The following is a 25,462-nucleotide window of genomic DNA, read 5'->3' as shown; positions in this document are numbered from 1 at the left end:
TGCCTCCTCAGTGGCCGAGATAGACGTCGATGACGCGGGGGTCGGCCTGCACCTGGGCGGCGCTGCCTTCGCTCAGCAGCCGGCCCTGGTGCAGCACCGTGACGCGGTGGGCGATGCGCTTGACGAAGTCCATGTCGTGCTCGATCACCACCACCGAGCGGCCGCTGGCGATGCGGCTGAGCAGGTCACCGGTCTGCTCGCGTTCGCGCGGGCTCATGCCGGCCACCGGTTCATCCAGCAGCAACAGGGTGGGCTCCTGCATCAGCAACATGCCGATTTCCAGCCACTGCTTCTGGCCGTGGCTGAGCAGGCCGGCGCGGTGGCCCAGGCGATCGATCAGGAAGACCTGCTCGGCCATGGCCTTCACGCGCTCCACGATGGCGCCGCTGCGCCGGAACGTGAGGGACTGGAACAGGCCATGCATGCGGGGCAGGGAGATCTCCAGGTTCTCGAAGACCGTGAGGTCTTCGTAGACCGAGGGCGTCTGGAACTTGCGGCCCACGCCGAGGCGCACGATCTGGTGTTCGCTCAGGCGGGTGAGGTCCCGCCCTTCGAACAGCACGCGGCCGGCGGTGGGCCGGGTCTTGCCGCAGATCATGTCGAGCAGCGTGGTCTTGCCCGCGCCATTGGGACCGATGATGACGCGCAGCTCGTTGCGCTCCACCGCCAGGCTCAGGTCGTTCACGGCCTTGAAGCCATCGAAGGAGACGGTGAGGTTCTCGACCTGCAGCACGTGGTCGCGGGTTTGAGAGGGGGTCATGGAAGACAGGGCGTGGGTGGGAACGTGCATGGCAAGTTGGGCGCTCATCCCGCGCTCCTCGCACCGCCGCGGCGGGCCTGCCACTGGTCCTTCAGGCCCGCCAGGCCGTTGGGCATGACCCACACCACGAGGATGAACACCCCGCCCAGGAAGTACAGCCAGGCCTCGGGGAAGGTCTCCGACAGGTAGGACTTGAGAAAGCCGATGAGCAGCGCGCCCACCACGGCGCCGGGGATGGACAGGCGCCCGCCCACCGCGGCGTAGATGACCATCTCGACCGAGGCCACCACGCCGATGACGCTGGGCGAAATCAGGCCGACCTGCAGCGTGAAGAACGCGCCCCCCACCGAGGCCAGCACCGCGCCGCAGGCGAAGACGAAGGCCTTCATGTGGGCGGTGTCGTAGCCGCTGAAGCGCACCCGGTCCTCGCGATCGCGGATGGCGATCAGGATCTTGCCGAAGCGCGTGCGCACCAGCGTGAGCGCCAGCAGCATGGCCACGGCCAGGAAGGCGACCTCGACGAAGTACAGCACCCGAAGGGCCTCGTCGCTCAGGATGTCCATGCCCAGCAGCGTCTTGAAATCGGTGATGCCGTTGGCGCCGCCGGTGTCGCCCTGCTGTCCGACCACCACCACCGTGAGGGTGAGCGCCAGCGACAGCGTGACGATGGCGAAATACACCCCGCTGACCCGGCGGCGGAAGATGGCGAACGAGAACAGGTAGGCGATCACCGCCGGCAGGACGAAGATGCCCAGCACGGTCCAGCCCAGCGAGCGGAACGGCGTCCACCAGACCGGCAAGGTCTCCACGCTGCTCCACACCATGAAGTCGGGCAACTCGGGGGCCGAGGCCTCCAGCTTGAGGAACATGGCCATCAGGTAGCCCCCCAGGCCGAAGAACACGCCCTGCCCCAGGCTGAGGATGCCGCCATAGCCCCAGGTGAGCACGATGCCGATGGCGACGAAGGCCAGCGCCAGGTACTTGCCGATGAGGTTGAGGCGGAACGGGTCGAGCAGCAGGGGCAGCGCGATGGCCAGCAGGGCGATCAGCGCGACGGCGCTGGCGAAGTCGAGTCGGTGCGTCTGGGATGACATGCTCAGCTCCTGGAACGCACGGCGAACAGGCCGTTGGGACGGAAGTACAGAACCAGGATCACCAGCAGCAGGATGGTGGCCTTGGCCATGGAGCCGCTCATCAGGAACTCGAGCCAGGTCTGGCCCTGCGCGATGGACAGGGCCGAGAGCGCCGTGCCGATCAGGCTCTGCACGCCGCCGAAGACGACCACGATGAAGGAGTCGACGATGTAGAGCTGGCCCGTGCCCGGGTTGGTCGAGCCGATCATGGTGAACACGCAACCGGCGATGCCCGCCAGGCCCGAGCCCAGCGCGAAGGTGAGCGCGTCCACGCGGTGGGTGTCGATGCCGACGGCACCGGCGATGGCGCGGTTCTGCGTGACAGCACGCACCTTCAGGCCCCAGCGCGTGCGGTACAGCAGCAGGTACACGCCCACGGCCACGGCGATCGTCAGGCCGACGATGAAGATGCGGTTGATCGGCAGCTGGATACCCTCGGTGGGCTCCCAGGCGCCCGCCAGCCACACGGGCAAGGGCACGCTGACCTCCTGCGCGCCGAACACGGTGCGGTAGGTCTGCTGCAGGATGAGGCTCAGCCCCCAGGTGGCCAGCAGCGTGTCCAGCGGGCGGTTGTAGAAGAAGCGGATGAAGCCGCGTTCGAGCACGTAGCCAAAGGCGAACGTCACGCAGAACGCGAACGGGATGGCCGCGAACAGGTAGATGCCCATCCACTCGGGCGCCCAGTGCTCGAAGCCCCGCGCCGCGAGGTAGGTCATGTAGGCGCCCAGCGCCATCAACTCACCGTGGGCCATGTTGATCACGCCCATCAGACCGAACACGATGGCCAGACCGATGGCCATCAGCAGCAGGATGCTGAACAGGCTCACGCCGTTGAACACCTGCATCACCGCAATGTCGAAACCCATTGACCGACTCCTGAATCGTTGGAATCGACCGGCCGCCCACGCGGGCGACCGGCCGGCCTCCTGCCCCGCGATGTCAAATCTTGGGGAACGGGTTGGGCTCGATCAGGGACGGCGTTTCCCACACGATGTCGAACTGGCCGTCGGCGCGCGCGCGGCCCACGCGCACCTTTTTCCACACGTGGTGGTTGGTGGCGTGCATGCGCACCGTGCCCTCGGGCGCTTCCAGCTCGATGCCGCCGGAGGCGGCGATGACCTTGTCCACGTCGAAGGACTTGGCCTTCTCCACCGCCATCTTCCAGAGGTACACGCTGTTGTAGGCCACCTGCATCGGGTCGCCGATGACGCGCTCCTGGCCGTACTTGGCCTTGAAGGCCTTCACGAACTTCTCGTTCGCGGGCGACTTGATGCTCTGGAAGTAGCCCATGCAGGCGTAGTAGCCGGCGGCGTTGTCCTTGCCGATGCCCTCGACCTCGTTCTCCGACACCACGGTGGAGAGCAGCGTCTGCTTGGAGCCATCGAGGCCCGCGGCGCGCAGCTGCTTGTAGAAGGCCACGTTGGAGCCACCGACCACCGTGCTGTAGATGCAGTCGGGCTTGGCGGCCTTGATCTTGTTGATGATGGACGAGAACTCGGTGTGGCCCAGGGGCGCGTACTCCTCGCCCAGCACCTTGCCACCGGCCTTGGTGATGGTGGGCTTGGCGATCTTGTTGCAGGTGCGGGGGTAGATGTAGTCCGAGCCCACCAGGAAGAAGCTCTTGCCCTTCTCGCGCGCCATCCATTCGACGGCGGCGATCACCGACTGGGTGGCTTCCTGCGAGGGGTAGAACACCTGCTTGTCCTGCTCCTGGCCTTCGTAGTAGGTCGGGTAGTAGAGCAGGCCCTTGGCGCGGCCGAGCGCCGGCAGGATGGCCTTGCGCGAGGCGGAGGTGTAGCAGCCGATGATGGCCGCGACCTTGTCGCGCTCCAGCAGCTTGCGGGCCTTCTCGGCAAACACCGAGTTCTCGCTGGCGCCGTCCTCGACCACGACCTCGATCTTGCGGCCGAGCACGCCGCCGGCGGCGTTGATTTCGTCGATGGCCATCTTCTCGGCGTCCACCAGCGAGGCTTCGGCAATCGCGATCGTGCCCGAGAGCGAATGCAACAGACCGAGTTTCACGGTCTCCTGCGCGGATGCGATGGCAGGCAGGCCGCCTGCGGCGCCCAGAATCAGCATGGACCCACCGGTCTTCACGATGTCGCGACGATTCATCTCACTCATGGCCTTGTCTCCTAGCGTTGGTATGGACGGATTGAGAACCTGCCACCCCCGGGGTGGCTGACAAGCAGCCGGTCACATCCACGCCTTCGTGCCAGACACGCGCAGGGCTCCGCCAGCGGATGCAGGCCATGGCCTGTCCGGAACCCATGCGAACGAGCAGAACAAAAAAAAGCCCGAACCGGTGTTCAAACCGGTTCGGGCTTTCTTGCCCAACACCTGACTGGCAGCACTGGCAGTCGGCGTCGATGAATGCGTGACAACTTCTTGTCAGCGCGCATCTTCCTTTTCAGGTCTTCGGGCCGCCATAGGAAATCCACCAACTAGACAAGGTGGCGCCGTCGGTGGTATTCGCGCAGCGCCCGCACGGGCGCTCACACCCGCGAATACACCAGCCCCGAGGCCACACCGCCGAACAGATCGCCCTCCACCAGCGGCACACCGGCGAACTCGGTCTGCAGCGCGAGCTGGAACGGCCGCAGGGCCGACGAACCACCCGTGAGGTAGATCGCGTCCAGCGACGCATCGCCCAACCCGGCGCGTTGCACGCATTCGCGCGCGCATTGCACCGCGCGCGCCAGCAGCGCGGACAAATGCTCGGCCATGTCGCCCGGACTCAGCGAGGCCGCCAGGCCCGGCTCCACGTCCGACAGGTCCACCCTGGTCGGTGCGTCCTGCTGCGAGCAGCGGATCTTGGCCTGCTCCACCTCGTGCGCGATGCGGTGCCCATCGCGCTGCCGCAGCACGCGCATCAGGCGCTCGTGCAGGCGCACGTCGGTGTAGTTCACGCGCAGCCCCTGCGCCTGGCTGAGCGCGCGCGGCAGGTACAGCCACTGGATCAGGTGCCAGGTGGAGAGGTCCATGAACACACGGTTGGGCACCTCGCGGCCCTGCGGCCCATGGTGCCGGTAGCCCAGCAGCGGCATCACGCGCGCCAGGCTCAGGCGCTGGTCGAAGTCCGTGCCGCCGATGTGCACGCCCGCCGTGGCCAGCACGTCGCCGCCGCGGTCGGCCCGTGCCATGCGCTGCGGGCCCAGGCGCACCACGGTGAAGTCCGACGTGCCCCCACCCACGTCCACCACCAGCACCAGGCTCTCGCGCGTGAGGCGGCGCTCGTGGTCCAGGGCGGCGGCGATCGGCTCGAACTGGAACGACACGGCCTCGAAGCCCACGGCCAGCGCCGCTTCGTGCAGCGACTGCTGGGCCAACGCGTCGCGCGCGGGGTCGTCGTCCACGAAGTGCACCGGCCGGCCCATCACCACGCGCGCGGGTTCGTGGCCCAGCGTGCGCGCGGCGCGCTCGCGCAGCTCGGCCAGGAAGATCTCCACGATCTGCTGGAAGCTCACCTGCTGGTGGTTCACCTCCGTGGATTCGTTCAGCAGCGGGCTGCCCAGCAGGCTCTTGAGCGAGCGCAGCAGGCGCCCTTCGGTGCCGCTGAGGTACTGCGCCACGGCATCGCGGCCGAAGTGCGTGTGCCGGTCTTCGACGTTGAAGAACACCGCCGTGGGCAGGTTCGTGGCCTCGCCTTCCATTGGCAGCAGCCGCGAGGCGCCGCCGGGTTCGGCCCAGGAGACGGCGGAGTTGGACGTGCCGAAGTCGATGCCCAGCGTGCCGGGTGGCGAAGATGTCATGGAGAGGGAAGAGAAAAAAGAGGGCGGGGCCTGCGGGAGCCATGCGCCGGCGAGGAGGCTGGATTCTGCCACCCAGCCCCATTGCTTACACGGCGCAGCGGTTCCCGACGCCTTACAGCGGCCCAAACCGGGGCGACTCGCTCTTTTTCTCTTCTTCAATGATCTCGCTGGGGCCGATGCTGGAGTCGTGCATGGCGAGCAGTGAAATGTGAAAGGAATTGCCGTTGTGCCCCGCCTGGCTGATCGGCGTGATGGGCTGTCCGTTGTGGGGCTGGCCAAAGCTCCAGACCGTGCCGCTGTGGCTCATCGGCGAGATGCTCAATGGGGTCACCTCGCTCGGCGGCGTCGGATCGGACCCCAGGCTGTTCAGGTTCAGATAGGAAATGCCCGCCGCTTCGAAGCTCTGAAGCAGCTTCTTTTTCACCCCTTCTTCTGGGGCGCACGCGGCCACCCGCGCTTGGCCATCCTCGTCCAATGGCAGGCTGTACAAAGCCCCGAAGGCGGCCTCCTTCATCTCGATGGAAAGACCGCCCATGGACAGCACAGCCAGACAAAACCTCAGCCGATCGTCGGCATCGGCGTTCAGGGCGGCGAGCAGGGCCCGTCTGAATGCCTCGCCAAACGCATCCGGCACCACGTGCTGGCTGCGCAGCACGTCGGAGACGTGGCGGCAAGACGGGTTCAAGGAGGGCAAATCTTCCAGCGCACCGGCCAGCAAGGGGTCGTTCTGCGCCGCCTGGCGAATGCCGGTGGGCGCGTTGAGCACGTTGAAATGCTCCATGAAGCACAAGGCGGCCCATTGGGTCGCCCAATCGGCTGAGTGAAAGGCTTGCAGCAATGCGGCGTTTTCAATCACCCCGAAAGCGGTGCGGTTCAGTTGAGACAACTTGAGAGGTGTCGAATCAAGCGATGGGGAATTCGAGCCGAGGAGGAGCGGGGAGATCATGTGGGATGTGGTCAGAACCGAGGGACGCCCTCGGCGGGCGAGCCGTTGCAACGCGGACGGCCGCTTTGAGTGGCCCCGCATGGCGGAAGGTTCGAAGGCGAGCGGATCAGATGCGCCAGAGCAGATTCAGCCGCGCCTGCGCCAGGTGGTCGAAGATCGCGCGCCGCGCGGTGTCCACGTCGCGCTGGCGCAGCGCGGCCACGATCTGGCGGTGCTCCTTTTGCAGCACGGCGCGCCGCTCGGCCGTCAGCACCTTCTGCTTCAGAAAGCCCCACTCGCCGCTTTCGCGGATCTCGGCCATCAGGCGGAACACGCTGATGAACAGCGCGTTCTGCGTGGCCAGGGCCAGTTGCTCGTGCAACTCGCTGTCGAGCTTTTCGAATTCGTCCAGCGTCTGCGCGGCCTCGGCGCGCGCGCAGCAATCCTCCAGCCGCTCGAAGTCGGCGGTGTTGGCGTTGTTCACGATGAGGTCCACCAGCATGGGCTCGAGCAGCAGCCGGGCGTCCATCAGCTCGGCCGGGCTCACCGACGGCACGGCGAGAAAACGCCCGGTGCCGGTGGCGCCGTCGGCCTTGCCGGTGGCGCCGCTGGGTTTTTCCGCCACGTAGGTGCCGCTGCCCACCTTCTGGGTGATCAGGCCTTGTTCGCGCAACTCGGCCAGCACACGCCGCAGCCCCGAGCGGCTCACGCCGAAGGTGGCGCACAGGTCGCGCTCGGTGGGCAGGCGGCTGCCGGGCGGCCAGCTGCCGCTCTGCAAGCCCTTGAGCAGCTCCATGCGCAGGGACTCCATGGAATCCGTCTTGATCTGCAAGGTGGCGGTGTTGGTCATGGCGCGCATTCTAGATTGGCTTCAATTGGTTTGAACCAAAGGGGCGCATTTTGGCCTGAAACCTCGGGTAATCCCCGATCTTTGTGGCGCACGACCTCGTCTAAAGTTGAACCAAAGCAGATCATAAGAAACCAATTTGAACCAATTGGTGGGCAGCCTTTCCCTCAAAACCAGGAGACCAGCAGCATGAAGACCCAGGTTCTCGCGGCCGTCCTCGCGGCCGCCTCGTTCGTGGCGGCAAGCCCCGCCCACGCGGAGTACCCCGATCGGCCGATCAGCCTCATCGTGCCCTTCCCGCCCGGCGGCACGGCGGACAACATGGCGCGCGCCCTGCAGCCCGCCCTGCAGCGCGCGCTCAAGCAGACCGTGCTGGTGGTGAACAAGGCCGGCGCGGGCGGTGCCATCGGCGTGAGCCAGGTGGCCAATGCGCCGGCCGACGGCCACACCGTGCTGCTCTCGCTGCTGAGCGTGGCCAGCCTGCCCGAGCAGGCCGTGGTCAACAAGCAGAAGCCGCCGTTCACGCTTGACCAGCTCACGCCCGTGGCATTGCTCAGCGCGGAGCCGGTGGCCATGGTCGTGCCCGAGGCCAGCCCCTACAAGAGCTTTCGCGAATTGATCGCCGCCGCCAAGGCCAGGCCCAACGCGCTCACCTTCGGCTCCACCGGTTTCTTTGGCGAGGTGCATGTGCGCTCCGAAGCCTTCGTGGACACCGCCGGCATCGATGCCCGCCACATTCCTTACCAAGGCGGCGGGCCGCTGCTCAACGCGCTGATCGCCAACGAGGTGGACTTCGCCCTGCTCTCGCGCGCGCTCACCGCCGCCCAGGTGAAGGCGGGCCGGCTGCGCTACCTCGCCACGGCCGGTGACGAACCCTGGACCGAACCCGCCGGCCTGCCGCGCATGAAAGACCAGGGCGTCAACTTCGACACCGTGGCCGGCACGGCGGTGTTCATCCCCGCCGGCACGCCCGAGGCGGTGGAGCGCAAGCTGCGCCAGGCCGTCGAGGCCGCCGCGCAGGACGCCGAGTTCAGGCAGATGGTCACGCAGACCGGCGGCGCGGTGAAGTACGTGGCGGGCGGCGAGTTCGCCAGCTTCTGGTCGGGCTACGTGAAAGCCATCGCCGTCATCACGCGGCGCATCGCCCAGAGCGAAGCGCAAGGGAAGGCCCGATGACCTCCAAGAACCCGGTGTTCATCGGCACGGAGGCCATTGAACGGCTCATGACCTGGGACGCGCTCATCCCCGCGCTGCGCGCGGCCTACGCCCAGCCTTACGACGAGCGCACCAGCCCGCCGCGCACCTTCGCCAAGGGGCCCGACGCCTCGCTGCGCGCGCTGGCGGCCGTGCCACCGGGCCAGCGCTTCATGGGCGCCAAGGTGTTCGGCCGGGGGCGCAACAAGGGCATGAACTACCTCATCTCGCTGGCCGAGCAGGACACCGGTGAAATCCGCGCGCTGGTCGACGCGAACAAGATCACCGCCTTTCGCACCGCCGCTACCTCGGCGCTGTTCGTGGACGCGCTCGCCCCCCAGGCGCCGATGCGCCTGGGCGTGCTGGGCAGCGGTGCCGAAGCGCGCTCGCACGTGCAGGCCATGGCCTCGCTGCGCCCGGTGGAAAGCCTGCGCGTGTACAGCCCCACGCCGGCCAACCGCGAGAAGTTCGCGAGCGACTTCTCCGCCGCGCTCGGCATCCGCTGCGAAACCGCCGCCACGCCGGCCGAGGCGCTGGACGGCGCCAGCGTGGCCATCGCCGCCGCGCGCTCGCACGACGAATCGCCCATCCTGCACGCCGACGCGCTCCAGCCCGGCATGCTGCTGGTCTCGGTGGGTTCCACGCTGCCGGTGCAGCGCGAGATCGACGTGAGCGTGATCGAACGATGCGACCTCATCGTGAGCGACATGCCCGACGAGGTGGCCCACGAGTCCGGCGACATGCGCGCCGCCACCGCCGCCGGCATCGCCTTCGAACACAAGATGCGCTCGCTCAACGCGCTGGTGCGCGGCGAGATCGAAACCACGGCGCGCCTGCCCATGTTCAAGTCCGTCGGCTCCGCGCTGCAGGACATCGTGGCCGCCGAACTCATCTACGAACGCGCCATCGCCGCCGGCCTGGCCGTGACGCTGCCCATCCAGTTTTCCTACAAACAGTAAACAACCCCAACCAGGACCGACACCGACATGGCACTCTACCAACGACACGAAGCACGCGAATGGGCCCACGCACACCTCAAGGGCGTGGCCAACGTGGTCATCCCCTCCTTCACCGCCGACCTCAAAGGCCTGAACGAACAAGGCATCCGGCACGACATCCGCCACGAGATCGAGCTGGGCTTCTCGGGCACGCTGCTGGTCTCCGAAGTGGCGATGAGCCTGGCCGAGTACGAGCAGTTCTTCCAGTGGTCGAACGACGAGGCCCAGGGCCGGCTCCAGCTCATCCACCACGCCAGCTTCAACACGCTGGAAGAAAACATCGAGGCCGCGAAGATCGCGGAGCGCAACGGCGCCGCGCTCATCCTGCTGTCGTACCCGGCCAACTTCTACGCCGCCACCTCGCAGGACATCTACGACTACACCAAAGCCTTCTGCGACGCCACCAGCCTGGGCGTGATGCTGTTCCAGGTGCCGCACTGGGGCTTCGACCGCGTGCACCCCTCGGACATCGACGCCGCCCTCATCCGCCGCCTGCTCGACGACTGCCCCAACATCTGCGCGCTGAAAGCCGAAGGCGGCATGCCCAGCATCATGGGCTGGGTGGAGGCCTACCGCCTGTTCAGCAAGGAAGTGGTGGTCACCATGCCGCTGGAGCAGTTCGCGCTCGCGCTCGGCCAGCTCGTGCCCATCCAGTTCATCGGCACCAGCGACACCGAGTACTACGGCGGCATGATCCCGCGCATCTTCAAGCTCATGCAGGAACACAAGTACGACGAGGCCACCGCGCTGTACTGGCAGATCAACCCGGCGCGCAAAGCCCGCGCCGCCGCCAATGCCTATTCGGCCCAGGCACAGTTCCTCAACCGCATGCTGTGGAAATACGAAGGCTGGCTCAACGGCTTCAACGGCGGCCCGCTGCGCCAGCCCACCATGCGCATCAACGAAGGCACCATGAACAGCCTGCGCCAGGCTCTGGTCAAATCGGGCATCACGCCGACGGACCTGCCCAACGGCGACTTCTTCACCGGCCGCCACCCGGTGGCCACGGTGAGCTGACCGGCCTTTTCAAGGAGACGCGCATGCACCAGCTTCCCCCCTGCCCCACGCAGCTCTACATCGACGGCGAATGGCGCGCCCCCCACAGCGGCCGCAGCTTCGACGTGGTGGACCCCGCCACCGGCGAGGTGATCGCCCAGGTGGCCGACGGCGACCTGAACGACGGCCAGGCCGCCGCCCACGCCGCCGCCGCCGCCCTGCCGGACTGGAGTGCCACGCCCCCGCGCACCCGCGCCGAGGTGCTGCGCAAGGTGCATGCGCTGATGATCGAACGCCTGGAACCCCTGGCGAAGATCATCACCCTGGAAAACGGCAAGCCCCTGGCCGACAGCCGCGCCGAGGTGCGCTACGCGGCCGAGTTCTTCCGCTGGTATTCGGAAGAAGCCTGCCGCAACCTGGGCAGCGTGAGCCATGCGCCCGCCGGCGGTTACCGCATCCTCGTGCAGCACCAGCCCATCGGCGTGGTGGTGCTGGTGACGCCCTGGAACTTCCCCGCCGCCATGGGCACACGCAAGATCGCGCCCGCACTGGCCGCCGGCTGCACCGTGCTGGTGAAGCCCGCCGGCATGACGCCGCTGAGCATGCTTGCGCTGGCCGATTTGCTGGCCGAAGCCGGCGTGCCCAAGGGCGTGGTCAACATCGTGCCCACCACCAAGTCCGGCGCGCTGGTGGACATGTGGCTGCACGACCCGCGCGTGCGCCTGGTCTCGTTCACCGGCTCCACCGAGGTGGGGCAGAAACTCATCAAGGCCGCGGCCGACCAGGTGCTCAAGACGCCGATGGAACTCGGCGGCAACGCACCCTTCCTGGTGCTCGACGGCGCCAACGTGAAAGACGCGGTGGACGGCGCCATGATCGCCAAGATGCGCAACATGGGCGAAGCCTGCACCGCCGCCAACCGCTTCTACGCGGGCGATGCGGTCTGCGACGCCTTCACCGCCGAGTTCGTCCAACGCATGCAGGCCCTGCGCATCGGCCACGGGCTGGATGAAAACAACCAGGTCGGCAGCCTGGTGGACGAACCCACCCGCAAGAAGGTGGACGAGCTCGTGCAGGACGCCGTCTCGCGCGGCGCCAGGATCCTGTGCGGCGGCAAGAAGGTGCCCGGCCCCGGCCACTTCTACGAACCCACGGTGCTCGGCGACGTGCCGCTGGACGCGCGCATCCTGAAAGAAGAGGTGTTCGGCCCCGTCGCGCCCATCGTGCGCGTGAAGGGCGGCGTGGACGACATGGTGAAACACGCCAACGACACCGAATACGGCCTCACCGCCTACCTCTACAGCGCCGACCTGGCGCAGGGCCTCAAGATCGCCGAACGGCTGGAGTTCGGCATGGTGGCGGTGAACCGGGGCCTGGTCTCCGACCCGGCCGCGCCGTTCGGCGGCGTGAAGCAGAGCGGCCTGGGCCGCGAAGGGGCGGCCGAGGGCATGCACGAGTACATGGAGACCAAGTACATCGCCGTCACCTGGTGAGGCGACGACCGCGACAGGGGCGCCCTGGCGTCAGGGCGCCTTCTTCGCGATCCGGTCCCAGTCCTTCAGCGTCTGAGCCAGGCGGTTCTTCGCATCCGCGTGGCTCTTGTTGAACACGCTCGCGAGCCGCTTCTTCAGCGCCTCGTCGGCCGGCGGCGCGCCCAGCGCCTTGAGCCGATCGATCACCAGCATCACGGTCTGGAAGTTGCCCGAGTGGATGGCCATGTACAGCGGCGTGCGCCCCGCCACGCTCACCTCGCCGTCCGCCGCGTCCAGCACATCGGCACCGCGCTCCAGCATGTGCTTCACCAGCCCGGCCTTGCCTTCCGAGCAGGCCCAGTGCAGGGGCACGAGGCCGCCTTCCAGCCGGGCGTTGAAGTCGGCATCGGGCGCCAACAGCAGCTCGGGCGCGAGCGGCCAGCCGGAGGCCTTGATCATCTGCTGGGTTTTCCAATCGCTCATGGCTGGGGCTGCTGCCGGGTGGTGGTGGGGTGTGCGAGTGTACGCACCGGCTGCGTGCATGGGAAATGCAGGGGCTCATGCGCCATGGCGGCAGAACCCCGTGGCTATACTGCCCCGCTCACGCCAAAACCGCGTGATCGGAGTTGACGTTCCGCTTCCCTCAAGTTTTGGTGGCCCGAATGGGGAGCCGCAAGGCTCGCCGGCTTCGCGCAGCGAGGGACTGGTACGTCAACCTGTTCGGGCCGCCGCCCCTGCTCCACAAGAGAGGGGGCGGCGGTGTGTCAAACACACGACCGGGAGGCCGACATGGTCACCAAAGCCAAAAAATCTCCAATGGATTTGCGCGCGCCGCACAAGCGCAGCGCTTCCCTCACCTTTTCCCACGACGCGTCGCACCGGGTTCGCGTGCTCACCAAAAGGGCATCCACCCAGATCGGCCAGCTTCGCCAGCTGATGCCGCTTTACCAACGCACCGAACGCATCCTCATGCCCGAAGGCCTCAAACGCATGCGCGACACCTCGGGCATCCCGGCCGCGCAACTGGAAGCGGGCGCGATGCTGTACGCGCTCAACCACGAGCTGGTGCTGTTCATGAACGGGCTCACGGACACCGTCGCGGCGCTGCAGGCCTATGTGGAGGACGCCTCAGGGTCGGACGACTGACACAGGATCTTCGGTGGCCTGGGGCTGAAACAGCGATCGGCGGCTGGCACAGCAGTTGCTAACACCCTGAACCAGAGAGGCGCTGTGCCCTGCACCGCACACGCCAGCCTAGAAGACCGCTAGGGTTCCGGGCGCCGCGCAGTTGACCACCAACTGAAAGACAGACACGCGGCGCCGTCTGGTCCGAGAGCGGTCGGCCACGATCGTGTGGCTCCACGGAGGGACAAAAGCCCGGGAGACGCTGCTGCGCGCAACGAAGCGCAAGCACGACGCCTCTCCGCTTTTGTGTCCCCCGTTCAGGAGCCTGCATGTCTTCCTCGCCACCCGCCATCGAGATCCGCGCGCCGCAAGCCGGCGCCCGGCGCCGCCGCACCCACAGCCTCTGGACGGTGCGTGCGCCCATCGCCCGGCGCACCTATTGGGTGCTTGCGCTCATCGGTCTGTTCACCCCTTTGGTGCTTTGGGCGGTGCTGGCGGCCTACGGCGGGCTGGACCCGGTGTTCCTCCCCGCCCCGCTGCAGGTGCTGACCAAGACCTGGACCTGGCTGACCGAAACCGGCCTGCTCGATGACATGGGCATCAGTGTCTACCGCGTGGTCACGGGCTTTCTGCTCTCGGCGGTGATCGCGCTGCCGCTGGGCCTGTTCATCGGCTCGTACCGCGCGGTGCAGGCGCTGCTGGAGCCGCTGACGGATTTCATCCGCTACATGCCGGCGGTGGCCTTCATTCCGCTGGTGATGCTGTGGGTGGGCATTGGCGAGGGCTCCAAGATCGCCATCATCTTCATCGGCACCTTCTTCCAGATGGTGTTGATGGTGGCCGAGGACGTGCGCCGCGTGCCGGCCGCGCAGGTGGAGGCGGCGCAGACCATGGGCGCGAACCGCTCGGAGCTGATCGAGAAGGTGATCTTCCCCAGCGCCAAGCCGGCCTTGCTGGACACCTTGCGCATCACCATGGGCTGGGCCTGGACCTACCTGGTGGTGGCCGAGCTGGTGGCCGCGAACTCGGGCCTGGGCTACGCGATCCTGCGCGCGCAGCGCTTCCTGCAGACGGACACGATCTTCGCCGGGATCATCGTCATCGGCCTCATCGGCCTGGTGACGGACCAGCTCTTCCGCCTCGCGCACCGCCGCGCCTTCCCCTGGCTTTACCTGAAGGGCTGATGCGATGAGCACCCCACATCCCCACACCCACCCCGTGCCCAAGATCGCGATCCGCGATGTGTTCAAGCGCTTCGACGGCGCGCCGGTGAACGCGCTCGAAGGCATCAACCTGGACATCCGCGCCAACGAGTTCGTCACCTTCGTGGGCGCCTCGGGCTGCGGCAAGTCCACCCTGCTGCGCACCATCGGCGGGCTGGAGGTGCAGAGCAGTGGCGACCTGCTGGTGGACGGCCAGGCCGTGACCGGCCCGGGCATCGACCGCGCCATGGTGTTCCAGCACTACAGCCTGTACCCCTGGATGACGGTGTGCCAGAACATCAAGTTCTGCCGCCAGCTGCAGGCGCACACCGAGGGTCGCACCTCGTCGGACGTGGAGGCGGCCGATGGCCGGGCCGACGCGCTGCTGCGCCTGATGGGCCTGGAGGCGATGGGCCACGCCTGGCCCAACCAGCTCTCGGGCGGCATGCAGCAGCGCGTGGCGATCGCGCGCGCGCTGATGGGCCGGCCCGACATCGTGCTGATGGACGAACCCTTCGGCGCGCTGGACGCGCAGACGCGCGAGGTGATGCACGACCTGATCCGCTACGTGCACAAGCTGGAGAAAGCCACCATCGTGTTCGTGACGCACGACGTGGAAGAGGCGCTGTACCTGGGCGCTCGCGTGGTGCTGATGGCGCCGCGCCCAGGGCGCATCGACACCATCTACGAGGTGCCCTTCGGCGACCAGCGCACGCAGGACCTGAAGCACGCCCCCGAGTTCGTGCGCCTGAAGCGCGACATCCTGGACCGCATCCGCGAGACCTCCGGCATGAAGACCGACCTGGAGCAGCTCCAGCGCATGACGGGCGCCCCCGTTTGAAGCACTTTTTGAAGACCCCCACATGAACCACACCCTCGACGACACCCCGGTGGACGCCCCCGCGTTCTGGCAAGGCTTCCCCGCCCCCACGCTCGCGGGGGTGGACACCCGCCAGCTGATGTGGAGCGAAATCGTGCCCGGTGGCAACCACTGGGGTTGGCGCATGCCGCGCGGCAGCGCGATCCGCTTCGTGGCGCTGGAAGCCGGCGCGAACGTGAGCCTGGTGCTCTACAGCGCGCTGGAAAAACTGGAGCGCTACAACATGCCCGACTCGCTCAAGGCGCAGCACACCGCGCACTACTCGCGCGGCCATGTGCTGATGAGCGACATGGGCCGCAGCATGGCCAGCTTCACGGCCGACAGCCTGGGCTGGCACGACCCGCTGGGCGCGCTGCTGGACAGCGAGCTGATGCGGCAGAAATACGGCGAGCAGCGCTACGAATCGCACCGCAACGCCATGCACCGCTCGGGCAAGGACGGGCTGCTGATCGAGATCGGCAAGCACGGCCTTTCCAAGCGCGACCTGATCGCGCCGGTGAACCTGTTCAGCAAGGTGGGCGTGGACGCGCAGGGCCGCTTCGCCTTCGTGCCGGACCACGCGAAGGCCGGCGACTTCGTGGAGCTGCGCTTCGACATGGACGTGATCGCCGCCATCAGCACCGCGCCGCACGGGCTGGACCCGGCGCCCACCTACGCGCCGAAGAAGGTCGGCCTGGTGGCCTGGCGCTGCGGCGCCGCGCCGGCCGACGACGTGTGCCGCGCCTTGCGCCCGGAGAACGCGCGCGCCCTGCACAACACCGACCTGCTCTACCTGTGAGGGAGACGATGACCATGAACACCGCCACCGCGATTCGACTTCAAGAAAGCGCGCTGGACCCCGCGCACGCCGTGCTGAACCAGCGCCACCCGGCGGGCGAACCCATCCTGTTCGAGGTGAAGCGCGGGCAGACGCTGCGCATCGTGGACCTGGAAGGCAACCAGGCCGCCGACGTGCTGTTCTACAACCGGCACGACCCGGCCGAGCACTACAGCGCCACCGACACCATGCAGCGCCAGGGCGGCATCTACCTCACCACCGGCTCGGTGATCCGCAGCAATGACGGCAACCCCATGCTCACCATCGTGGCCGACACCTGCGGCCGGCACGACACGCTGGGCGGCGCCTGCGCGGCCGAGAGCAACACGGTGCGCTACGCGCTGCAGAAGAAGTACATGCACAGCTGCCGCGACAACTACCTGATCGCCCTGCAGCACGCCGACGTGGGCCTGGGCAAGCGCGACCTGGTGCCCAACATCAACTTCTTCATGAACGTGCCGGTGACGGCCGAGGGCGCGCTGAGTTTCGAGGACGGCGTGTCCGGCCCCGGCAAGTACGTGGAGATGCGCGCCGAGATGGACGTGTGGGTGCTGATCAGCAACTGCCCGCAGCTCAACAACCCCTGCAACGCCTACAACCCGACGCCGATCCAGTTGCTGGTCTGGGACTGACCCCGCCTTCTGAACCCCATCGCCCCGGGACGGCCCGGGGCGCCAAGACAGCTTTGCAGGACGGCCTGCATCCGGAGACCCCCTCATGTTCAGCAAGGTCCTGATTGCCAACCGCGGCGCAATTGCCTGCCGCATCATCCGCACGCTGAAAACCCTGGGCGTGCGCAGCGTGGCCGTGTATTCCGAGGCCGACGCCCAGGCCCGCCACGTGCGCGAGGCCGACGAGGCCTGGCTGCTGGGCCCTGCCCCGGCGGCCGAGAGTTATTTGCGCGCGGACCGCATCCTTCAGATCGCCAAGGACTGCGGCGCGCAGGCCATTCACCCCGGCTACGGCTTCCTGTCGGAGAACCCGGCCTTCGCCGAGGCCTGCGAGGCGGCGGGCATCGCCTTCATCGGCCCCGCGCCGCAGCAGATGCGCGCCTTCGGCCTGAAGCACACGGCGCGCGACCTGGCGCAGGCGCGCGGCGTGCCGCTGCTGCCGGGCTCGGGCTTGTTGCTCGACCTGGCGCAGGCCACGGCCGAGGCCGCGCGCATCGGTTACCCGGTGATGCTCAAGAGCACGGCGGGCGGCGGCGGCATCGGCATGCGGCTGGTGTGGAATGACACCGAACTGCGCGACGCGTTCGAGTCCGTGGGGCGGCTGGCGCAGGCGAACTTCAAGGACGCGGGCCTGTTCCTGGAGAAGTACGTGGAGCAGGCGCGGCACATCGAGGTGCAGGTGTTCGGCGACGGCGCGGGCGGCGTGATCGCGCTGGGCGAGCGCGACTGTTCGGTGCAGCGGCGCAATCAGAAGGTGATCGAGGAAACCCCGGCGCCCGGCCTGAGCGACGCGCAGCGCACCGAGCTGCACGCCACCGCCGTGCGGCTGGCGCAGGCGGTGAACTACCGCTCCGCCGGCACGGTGGAGTTCGTGTACGACGCAGCGAGCGGTGCCTTCTACTTCCTGGAGGTCAACACGCGCCTGCAGGTGGAGCACGGCGTGACCGAGCAGGTCTGCGGCGTGGACCTGGTGGCCTGGATGCTGCAGCTCGCGGCCGGCGACCTGCCGCCGCTGGCCACGCTGCAGCCGGTGCCGCGCGGTGCGTCCATCCAGGTGCGGCTGTACGCGGAAGACCCGGCGAAGAACTTCCAGCCCAGCGCGGGCCTGTTGACCGACGTGGTGTTCCCTCCCCGCGCGCGGGTGGACAGCTGGGTGGAGCGCGGCACCGAGGTGCCCGCCTGGTACGACCCCATGCTGGCCAAGCTGATCGTGACCGCCGACACGCGCGAGCAGGCCCTGGCGCAGCTCGAAGACGCGCTGGACGCCACGCGCCTGGCCGGCATCGAGACCAACCTTGGCTACCTGCGCCAGGTGGTGCGCGACCCGGTGTTTCGCGAAGGCCGGCAGGTCACGCGCTTTCTCTCCACGTTCGAGTTCAGGCCGCGCACCATCGACGTGCTGGAGCCCGGCGTGCAGACCTCGGTGCAGGACTGGCCGGGCCGCCAGGGCTACTGGGCCGTGGGCGTGCCGCCGAGCGGGCCGATGGACGCGCACGCGCACCGCATGGCCAACCAGCTGGTGGGCAACGCCAGCGATGCGGCGGCGCTGGAGATCACGCTGGCCGGGCCCACGCTGCGCTTCAACGTGGCCACGGTGGTGGCGGTGACGGGCGCGCCCGCGAAGCTCACATTGAATGGTCAGCCCGTGGCCATGTGGCAGTCCCTTCAGGTGCCGGCCGGCGCCACGCTGGCCGTGGGCCGCTGCGAGACCGGCGTGCGGCTCGCGCTGGCCGTGGCCGGCGGGCTGGACGTGCCGCTGTACCTGGGCAGCCGCAGCACCTTCACGCTGGGCCAGTTCGGCGGCCACGCGGGGCGGCACCTGCGCACGGGCGATGTGCTGCACCTGGCGGACGCACCGGCTTCGGTCGAGGCACAGACCATGAGCGACTACGTCTACGCACCCGAGTACACGAACCACTGGGACATCGACGTGCTCTACGGCCCGCACGGCGCGCCGGACTTCTTCACGCCGGAGGACATCACGATGTTCTTCGGCACCGACTGGAAGGTGCACCACAACAGCAGCCGCACCGGCGTGCGCCTGATCGGCCCCAAGCCGCAGTGGGCGCGCAGCGACGGCGGCGAGGCCGGGCTGCACCCGTCGAACATCCACGACAACGCCTACGCCATCGGCGCGATCGACTTCACCGGCGACATGCCGGTGATCCTCGGGCCCGACGGCCCGAGCCTGGGCGGCTTCGTGTGCCCGGCCGTGGTGCTGCACGACGAGCTGTGGAAACTGGGCCAGCTGCGGCCGGGTGACACGGTGCGTTTTCACCGGCGCGCGGGCTCGCCGGCCAGCCCCATCCTGGACGACCGCGCGGCCGAGGGCGAGCGCCCGCGCCGCGTGGTGCGGCAGGCGGGCGACCGCTACGTGCTGATCGAGTTCGGCCCGCTCACACTGGACCTGGAGCTGCGCATGCGCGTTCAGGCCCTGCTGGAAGGCCTGAAGCGCCAGCACCTGGACGGCGTGATCGACCTCACCCCGGGCATCCGTTCGCTGCAGGTGCATTTCGACCCCACGCGCCTGCCGCGCGAGGCGCTGCTGCGCGTGATCGCCGAGGTGGACGACGCGCTGCCACCGGTGGACGAGATGGTGGTGCCCTCGCGCACCGTCGTGCTGCCGCTCTCGTGGGACGACCCGCAGACGAAGCTCGCGATCGAGAAGTACATGCAATCGGTGCGGCCGGACGCGCCCTGGTGCCCGAGCAACATCGAGTTCATCCGCCGCATCAACGGGCTGGACTCGATCGAGGACGTGTTCCAGGTCGTGTTCGACGCGCGCTACCTCGTGCTGGGCCTGGGCGACGTGTACCTGGGCGCGCCGGTGGCCACGCCGCTGGACCCGCGCCACCGGCTGGTGACCACCAAGTACAACCCCGCGCGCACCTGGACGCCGGAGAACGCCGTGGGCATCGGCGGCGCCTACCTCTGCGTGTACGGCATGGAAGGCCCCGGCGGCTACCAGTTCGTGGGCCGCACGCTGCAGATGTGGAACCGCTGGCGGCACGGCACGCCGGGCACGCCGTTCGAGCAGCCCTGGCTGCTGCGCTTCTTCGACCAGATCCGCTTCGAGCCGGTGAGCGAGGACGCACTGAAAGACATCCGCGCGCGCTTCCCGCACGGTGGTTACGCGCTGCGCACGGAAGACGGCACGTTCAGCCTGAAGGACTACCGGCGTTTCCTGGCCGAGAACGACGCCGCCGTGGGCGCGTTCAAGGCAAGGCAGCAGGCCGCGTTCGAGGCCGAGCGCGAGCGCTGGGCCGCCGCCGGCCAGGTGGACTACGCGAGCGAGGCCGATGTGACCGCCGCTGGCGTGGAGGCCGAGATCGACCTGCCCGAGGGCGGCCGCGCGCTGGCCACCAGCGTGCCGGGCAACGTGTGGAAGGTGGCCGTGAGCGTGGGCCAGCAGGTGCGCGCCGGCGATGTGCTGCTGGTCATCGAGTCCATGAAGATGGAGTTCAACCTGCTCGCGCCCGCGGACGCAACCGTCCACAGCCTCATGTGCGCGCAAGGCGGCGCGGTGGCCGCCGGGCAGAACGTGCTGGTGCTCATTGATGAAGCCGCGGCCTGAGATGAAACACCCCCCTGCGCCGCTGCGCGGCTTCCCCCCTCCGTGGCGCGCCTTCGGCGCTTCGAGGGGGGACGGCACCTGGGGCCGGCAAAGCCGGACCCTCGGTGCCTCTGGTCGGCGTTGTTTCATGCGTTGCGTATAGACCTTTTCACGAATTCCAAGGAGATTTCATGTCCCTGAGCTCACTGTCCTTCGATCTCGCCAGCCTGCAGGCCGCCTATCGCAAAGGCACCGCGACCGCGCGCGAGGTGATCGCCGAAGCCTTGCGCCGCAGCGCGGCCGACCCGCACCACGCCTACATCCACGTGCTGAGCGAGGCCGAGGTCGAACCCTACCTCACGCGCCTGGACGGCGTGGACCCGGCCAGCCTGCCGCTGTACGGCGTGCCCTTCGCGATCAAGGACAACATCGACCTCGCGCACGTGCCCACCACCGCCGCCTGCCCCGAATTCGCCTATACGCCGCAGGACAGCGCCTTCGTGGTGCGCCAGCTGATCGCGGCCGGCGCGGTGCCGGTGGGCAAGACCAACCTGGACCAGTTCGCCACCGGCCTGAACGGCACGCGCTCGCCGTACGGCGCGTGCCAGAACCCGCACCACCCCGCCTTCATCTCGGGTGGCTCCAGCTCCGGCTCGGGCGTGGCCGTGGCCAAGGGGTATGTGACGTTCGCGCTGGGCACCGACACCGCCGGTTCGGGCCGCGTGCCGGCGTCGTTCAACGGGCTGATCGGCCTCAAGCCCACGCTGGGCCTGCTCTCGGCCTGGGGCGTGCTGCCGGCCTGCCGCTCGGTGGAGACGCCCTCCATCCTCGCGCTCACGGCCGGCGACGCGCAGGCCGTGCTGGGCGTGGCGGCGGCGTTCGACGAGGCCGATGCCTACAGCCGACCCGCGCAGCCACTGGGCGTGGACTTCTCGGCCGGGCCGTTCCGCTTCGGCGTGCCGCGCCACGAGGACCTGGACTTCTTCGGCAACGAGGCGGCGGCCACGCTGTTCGCCGACGCGGTCAAGCGCCTCGAATCGCTCGGCGGCACGGCCGTCACCATCGACCTCACGCCCTTCCTGGCCGTGGCCAAGCTGCTCTACGAAGGCCCCTGGGTGGCCGAGCGCTACGTCGCCATCCAGGGCTTCATCGACGCGCAGCCCGAGGCGGTGTTCCCGCCGGTGCGCCGCATCATCGAAGGGGGTCGCGGCAAGACCGCCGCCGAGGCCTTCGCGGGCGCCTACAAGCTCAAGGCGCTGCGCCGCGTGTGCGACCGCGTGTGGAACGAGGTGGACTGCCTGCTCACGCCCACGGCCGGCACGGTCTACCGCATCGCCGAGATGCAGGCCGACCCGATCCGCCTCAACGCCAACCTGGGCCGCTACACCAACTTCGTGAACCTGCTGGACCAATGCGCCGTGGCCGTGCCGGCCGGCGTGCTGGCCAGCGGCGACGCGAAAGGCCTGCCCTGGGGCGTGACGCTGGGCGCGCCCGCGCACAAGGACCTGGCGCTGCTGCGCCTGGCCGATCGTTTTCACCGCGCGCTCGGTGGCTCGTTGGGCGCGACGGGCACCGACGTGTCGGCCACACCGGCGTGCGTGGGCCTGCCGGGCGGCGAGGTGGGCGCGGCCGGCTCGGGCACGGTGCGCGTGGCGGTGTGCGGCGCGCACCTCTCGGGCCTGCCGTTGAACCACCAGCTCACAGCACGCGGCGCGCGGCTCGTGGACAGCCCCGTCTCCGCACCCGAGTACCGCTTCTACGCCTTGGCCGGTGGACCGGTGCAACGGCCCGGCATGGTGCGGGTGGCCGAGGGCGGCGCGGCGATCGCGATGGAGGTGTGGGAAGTACCGTCGGCTCTTTTCGGCAGCTTCGCGGCCGGCATTCCCGCACCGCTGGGCATCGGCAAGGTGAAGCTCGCCGACGGCAGCGAGGTGCCGGGCTTCATCTGCGAAGGGCTGGGCGTCGGTGGCGCGACCGACATCACCGCCTTCGGCGGCTGGCGCGCCTGGCTCGCGGCGGGTGCACCCCGATGAACCAGCGCGACGCGGTGGTCACTAGGGTGCATGAACGCCTTTCACCCTTTGCACATCTCACACGACTCACTTGACCCGATCGCCCTTCAGCCGCAGGACACCGTGCCCTCGCTGCAGGACCTGGAAGACCAGGTGGCCCGTGCCATCCAGGCCAGGAACGATTTCATCCACTCGCGCCTGCCCAGTTCGCTCTCGCACTGTGGTTACTGGTTTCTCGCCGGTGTGTTCGCCACAGGGAGCGCCACGATGCTCGGGGCCACGGCGGTGTGGGCCGCCACGCTCGGGAAAGACATCTACCAGGCGACCACCCGAGGGAACGCCTCTCCGATGGGTCTGGCGTTCTCGCTGACGATCGGCACCGCGTCGCTGGGCGTTCCCCTGATCCCGGCCCGGGCGTTGGCGCAACTGGCGGTCCTGACGGTGAGGCAGATCACCGAGGACAACGAGGCCATCGTGCAGCAACTGGAGCGCGACATCAAGGACGCCTGCCAGCGCGTGGCGGAGGCGGCCAAGACCTTGTCGCCGGTCGAGTTCGAGCGCCTTTTGCACAGGGGGGTCGTCCCCCTGCCCTCGCTCATCGCGGCATGCACCGAGGACGTCGAGAAGGCGTCGATGCTCGCGCAGGGCCTGCTCGAAGCCGGGCAAGCGGCCCCGCTCCTCGCCCTGGCCAGCCTCGGCCTCCACCATTGCAGCGAGGTGGGCGACGTGCTTCTGGGCGCACTCGCGGCGCCTCAGGCGTTCGTCGCGCTGCTGGCGTCGTCGCCCGATGCGGCGGACGTGCTCGCCGTGTTGTGCATGGCGCGCAACGCGATGTCCGACAGCGCGCCCGAAGCGCTGGAAGCCTACCTGGAGGAGCACCCGGATGTCGCGCGCGACGCCCTGGCGCGGCTGGAGACACGGGTCGCGAACTGCGGTCTGCACGAACTGCACGATCAGATCCGCCAACGCCGGCTCGCCGGCGTGGTGATGGCGATCGCCCGCCACGCGCCATCGCTGGACGCACAACCTGTGCCGGCCTGACGCCGTCGCCCGTGCAAAAAAAGCCAGGCCCTAGGGCCTGGCTTTTTCATGGATGACCGGATCGATCAGCGCGGTGCGCGGCGCGCCATCGGGCGGGCCGGGCCGCCTTCGTTGCGGCGCGGCGCGAACTCGCCACGCATGGCGCCGCGCTCAGCGTTGCCACGGTCGCTGAAGCCACCACGTTGCTCGCCGCCCTTGTCGCTGCGGCCGAAGCTGGAGAAGCCACCGGGCTTGCCACCGGTGCGCGCCGGGGCGGCGCCCCGGTCGCCGAAGCCCCGGCTGGCCGGGCGCGTGTCGTTGCGGTAGCCGCCTTGATCACCGCGGTTCTCGAAGCGGTTTTCACCCCGGTTGTCGAAGCGATTCTCGTGGCGCGGCTGCGGCTCGGCACGGCCTTCGAAGCGCGGGTCGAAGCGCGTTTCCGGGCGGCTGTGGTCGACGCGGGGGGCGTCGAAGCGGCCTTCCGGGCGACCTTCGAAACGCGGGCCGCGCGGTGCGGGGCCACGGGCGTTGAAGTTGCTGCGGTCGGCATAGTTGCGATCACCACCACCACCGAAGCGATCACCACGGCCTGCGCCCGGGCGGCCACGGCCACCGAACTCGGGTTGCGGCGCGCGCTGGCGCGGTTCGAGGCCGGGCACGGTCTCAACGTTGATGCGCTGGCGCGTGTAGGCCTCGATGTCGCCGATCTTGCGGCGGTCGCGGAACTCGGCGAAGGTGACGGCCAGGCCGTCGCGGCCGGCACGGCCGGTGCGGCCGATGCGGTGCGTGTAGTCCTCGGCCTTCATCGGCAGGCCGAAGTTGAAGACGTGGGTGATGGTGGGCACGTCGATGCCGCGCGCGGCGACGTCGGTGGCCACCAGGATCTGCACCTGACCGTTGCGCAGTGCCATCAGGCGGCGGTTGCGCATGCCCTGGTTCAGCGCACCGTGCAGCGCCACGGCGGCAAAGCCGGATTGCTGCAGGTCGTTGGCGAGGCCATCGCATTCGATCTGCGTGCTGCAGAACACCACCGCCTGGTTGATGGTGGTGTCGCGCAACCAGTGGTCGAGCAGCTTGCGCTTGTGGTCGGCGTGGTCGGCCCAGAACAGCACCTGCTTGATGTTGGCGTGTTGCTCTTGCGGCGAATCGATCTGCACCTTTTGTGCGTGCTTGCCGTTGTCGTGCATCACGCGCATGGCGAGTTGCTGGATGCGCGGCGCGAAGGTCGCGCTGAACATCATGGTCTGGCGGCGCTGGCTGGTCAGGGCGTTGACTTCGGCGAGGTCGTCGGAGAAGCCCAGGTCGAGCATGCGGTCGGCTTCGTCGACGACGAGGAACTGCACCTGGTCGAGCTTGAGCTGCTGCGAGCGCTGCAGATCCAGCAGACGGCCGGGGGTGGCGACCACGAGGTCGGCGTTCTGCAGGCGCGCGATCTGCAACTGGTAGGGCATGCCGCCCACCACGTTGGCGATGCGCAGGCCGCGGCAGTGACGCACGAGGTCGATGGCGTCGTTGGCCACCTGCTGCGCGAGTTCGCGCGTGGGGCACAGGATCAGGGCGCCGGGGGTGGCGGCCTTGAAGTTGCGCGAGCTGGTGGGGTCCTTGCGCTTGGGCGCCTTGGGCGGTGCTTCGCCACGGGCCAGGGCGTCGGCCACCGCTTGTTCGCGGTCGGCGCGCTCCTTGGCGTCGGCGGCGGCGCGTTGCTGCAGCAGGGTGTGCAGCACGGGCAGCAGGAAGGCCGCGGTCTTGCCGCTGCCGGTCTGGCTGGAGACCATCAGGTCGGCAAAACGCTGCTCGCCTTCGGCCAGCAAGGCCTTGGGGATCACGTTGTTCTGCACGGTGGTGGGCTGCGTGTACCCGAGGTCCACGCAGGCTTGCACCAGCTCGGGCGCCAGGCCCAACAGCTCGAAGCCGTTGGGGCCGGTGGGCTCGATGGCCTCTGCGGCCTCAGCGATCACGGGGGTGGAAAGGTCTGCCTCGGTGTCGGCAGAGAGGATTTCGGGCGAGAAATCGCCGCGGGCTTCAAAAGAGTCGCTCATGTTCGTCCATGCGCCAGAGGGCGCAATTGATCGAATGCAAACGCTAAAGGGACGGCCTACCTTGAA

At 68.5% G+C, this 25,462-nt stretch carries 21 protein-coding genes and 1 riboswitch; of the genes, 12 read left to right on the top strand and 9 right to left on the bottom strand.

Annotation, left to right across the window (positions count from 1 at the left end):
* Positions 1-7: 7 nt before the first annotated feature.
* The 7 genes from urtD to AC1Q9M_RS08775 form a co-directional block, all read right to left on the bottom strand.
* Positions 8-760 (bottom strand): urea ABC transporter ATP-binding protein UrtD, encoded by a 753-nt coding sequence (urtD, locus tag AC1Q9M_RS08805; protein WP_382163688.1) that lies wholly within the window; start codon positions 758-760, stop codon positions 8-10.
* A 44-nt stretch (positions 761-804) separates the two neighbouring features.
* Positions 805-1,854, bottom strand: a complete 1,050-nt coding sequence (gene urtC / locus AC1Q9M_RS08800) for an urea ABC transporter permease subunit UrtC (protein WP_444688206.1) — start codon at positions 1,852-1,854, stop codon at positions 805-807.
* Positions 1,855-1,856: 2 nt separating this feature from the next.
* Positions 1,857-2,759 carry an urea ABC transporter permease subunit UrtB gene (gene urtB / locus AC1Q9M_RS08795; protein ID WP_291120624.1) on the bottom strand — a complete coding sequence of 301 codons (903 nt, stop codon included), beginning with the start codon at positions 2,757-2,759 and terminating at the stop codon, positions 1,857-1,859.
* A 73-nt stretch (positions 2,760-2,832) separates the two neighbouring features.
* A complete protein-coding gene (gene urtA, locus AC1Q9M_RS08790) occupies positions 2,833-4,017 on the bottom strand; it encodes an urea ABC transporter substrate-binding protein (RefSeq protein WP_291120626.1) in 1,185 nt (394 codons plus the stop codon).
* A 371-nt stretch (positions 4,018-4,388) separates the two neighbouring features.
* On the bottom strand, positions 4,389-5,645 hold the full coding sequence (locus tag AC1Q9M_RS08785; RefSeq protein ID WP_492433360.1) for an Hsp70 family protein: 1,257 nt from the start codon (positions 5,643-5,645) through the stop codon (positions 4,389-4,391).
* 112 nt (positions 5,646-5,757) lie between these two features.
* Entirely contained in the window at positions 5,758-6,591 is an 834-nt protein-coding gene (locus AC1Q9M_RS08780; RefSeq protein ID WP_444688208.1) for a hypothetical protein, read from the bottom strand.
* A 106-nt stretch (positions 6,592-6,697) separates the two neighbouring features.
* Complete coding sequence (locus AC1Q9M_RS08775; protein WP_444688209.1) at positions 6,698-7,420, bottom strand: FadR/GntR family transcriptional regulator; 723 nt, start codon at positions 7,418-7,420, stop codon at positions 6,698-6,700.
* A 186-nt stretch (positions 7,421-7,606) separates the two neighbouring features.
* Here AC1Q9M_RS08775 and AC1Q9M_RS08770 point away from each other — a divergent pair, with 186 nt between their 5' ends.
* Genes AC1Q9M_RS08770 through AC1Q9M_RS08755 form a run of 4 tightly spaced genes read left to right on the top strand, consistent with a single transcriptional unit; the run spans position 7,607 to position 12,098 of the window.
* Positions 7,607-8,593: a tripartite tricarboxylate transporter substrate binding protein gene (locus AC1Q9M_RS08770; RefSeq protein WP_492433358.1), complete on the top strand. Its 987-nt coding sequence runs from the start codon at positions 7,607-7,609 to the stop codon at positions 8,591-8,593.
* Positions 8,590-9,570 carry an ornithine cyclodeaminase family protein gene (locus AC1Q9M_RS08765; protein WP_492433356.1) on the top strand — a complete coding sequence of 327 codons (981 nt, stop codon included), beginning with the start codon at positions 8,590-8,592 and terminating at the stop codon, positions 9,568-9,570. The genes AC1Q9M_RS08770 and AC1Q9M_RS08765 overlap by 4 nt, the downstream gene beginning before the upstream one ends.
* A gap of 27 nt (positions 9,571-9,597) precedes the next feature.
* Complete coding sequence (locus tag AC1Q9M_RS08760) at positions 9,598-10,626, top strand: dihydrodipicolinate synthase family protein (RefSeq protein ID WP_492433354.1); 1,029 nt, start codon at positions 9,598-9,600, stop codon at positions 10,624-10,626.
* A 23-nt stretch (positions 10,627-10,649) separates the two neighbouring features.
* On the top strand, positions 10,650-12,098 hold the full coding sequence (locus AC1Q9M_RS08755; protein WP_492433352.1) for an NAD-dependent succinate-semialdehyde dehydrogenase: 1,449 nt from the start codon (positions 10,650-10,652) through the stop codon (positions 12,096-12,098).
* A gap of 30 nt (positions 12,099-12,128) precedes the next feature.
* Here AC1Q9M_RS08755 and AC1Q9M_RS08750 read toward each other — a convergent pair whose 3' ends face one another.
* Positions 12,129-12,560, bottom strand: a complete 432-nt coding sequence (locus AC1Q9M_RS08750; RefSeq protein WP_444688214.1) for an ankyrin repeat domain-containing protein — start codon at positions 12,558-12,560, stop codon at positions 12,129-12,131.
* 306 nt (positions 12,561-12,866) lie between these two features.
* Here AC1Q9M_RS08750 and AC1Q9M_RS08745 point away from each other — a divergent pair, with 306 nt between their 5' ends.
* The 8 genes from AC1Q9M_RS08745 (at position 12,867) to AC1Q9M_RS08710 (ending at position 23,378) form a co-directional block, all read left to right on the top strand.
* Positions 12,867-13,223, top strand: a complete 357-nt coding sequence (locus tag AC1Q9M_RS08745) for a hypothetical protein (RefSeq protein WP_492433350.1) — start codon at positions 12,867-12,869, stop codon at positions 13,221-13,223.
* A 108-nt stretch (positions 13,224-13,331) separates the two neighbouring features.
* Positions 13,332-13,463: riboswitch (guanidine-I (ykkC/yxkD leader) on the top strand.
* Between the two features lie 68 nt (positions 13,464-13,531).
* Positions 13,532-14,386, top strand: a complete 855-nt coding sequence (locus AC1Q9M_RS08740; protein ID WP_492433348.1) for an ABC transporter permease — start codon at positions 13,532-13,534, stop codon at positions 14,384-14,386.
* Positions 14,387-14,390: 4 nt separating this feature from the next.
* Positions 14,391-15,245: an ABC transporter ATP-binding protein gene (locus tag AC1Q9M_RS08735; protein ID WP_492433346.1), complete on the top strand. Its 855-nt coding sequence runs from the start codon at positions 14,391-14,393 to the stop codon at positions 15,243-15,245.
* A 22-nt stretch (positions 15,246-15,267) separates the two neighbouring features.
* On the top strand, positions 15,268-16,062 hold the full coding sequence (locus AC1Q9M_RS08730) for an urea amidolyase associated protein UAAP1 (RefSeq protein ID WP_492433344.1): 795 nt from the start codon (positions 15,268-15,270) through the stop codon (positions 16,060-16,062).
* An 8-nt stretch (positions 16,063-16,070) separates the two neighbouring features.
* On the top strand, positions 16,071-16,733 hold the full coding sequence (locus tag AC1Q9M_RS08725) for an urea amidolyase associated protein UAAP2 (protein WP_382323685.1): 663 nt from the start codon (positions 16,071-16,073) through the stop codon (positions 16,731-16,733).
* Between the two features lie 85 nt (positions 16,734-16,818).
* Positions 16,819-20,346 carry a 5-oxoprolinase/urea amidolyase family protein gene (locus tag AC1Q9M_RS08720; protein WP_444688217.1) on the top strand — a complete coding sequence of 1,176 codons (3,528 nt, stop codon included), beginning with the start codon at positions 16,819-16,821 and terminating at the stop codon, positions 20,344-20,346.
* Between the two features lie 170 nt (positions 20,347-20,516).
* A complete protein-coding gene (atzF, locus tag AC1Q9M_RS08715) occupies positions 20,517-22,358 on the top strand; it encodes an allophanate hydrolase (protein WP_492433342.1) in 1,842 nt (613 codons plus the stop codon).
* Positions 22,359-22,388: 30 nt separating this feature from the next.
* Complete coding sequence (locus AC1Q9M_RS08710; protein WP_382323683.1) at positions 22,389-23,378, top strand: hypothetical protein; 990 nt, start codon at positions 22,389-22,391, stop codon at positions 23,376-23,378.
* A gap of 65 nt (positions 23,379-23,443) precedes the next feature.
* On the opposite strand, the gene AC1Q9M_RS08705 is transcribed toward AC1Q9M_RS08710, so the two are convergent.
* Positions 23,444-25,396 (bottom strand): DEAD/DEAH box helicase, encoded by a 1,953-nt coding sequence (locus AC1Q9M_RS08705; RefSeq protein ID WP_444688220.1) that lies wholly within the window; start codon positions 25,394-25,396, stop codon positions 23,444-23,446.
* Positions 25,397-25,462 lie beyond the last annotated feature (66 nt).

It is taken from the genome of Hydrogenophaga sp. GW823-FHT04C09 (genome assembly GCF_058796355.1).
Note: the sequence above shows the minus strand (reverse complement) of the source record. Positions and strands in the feature narration are given on the sequence as shown.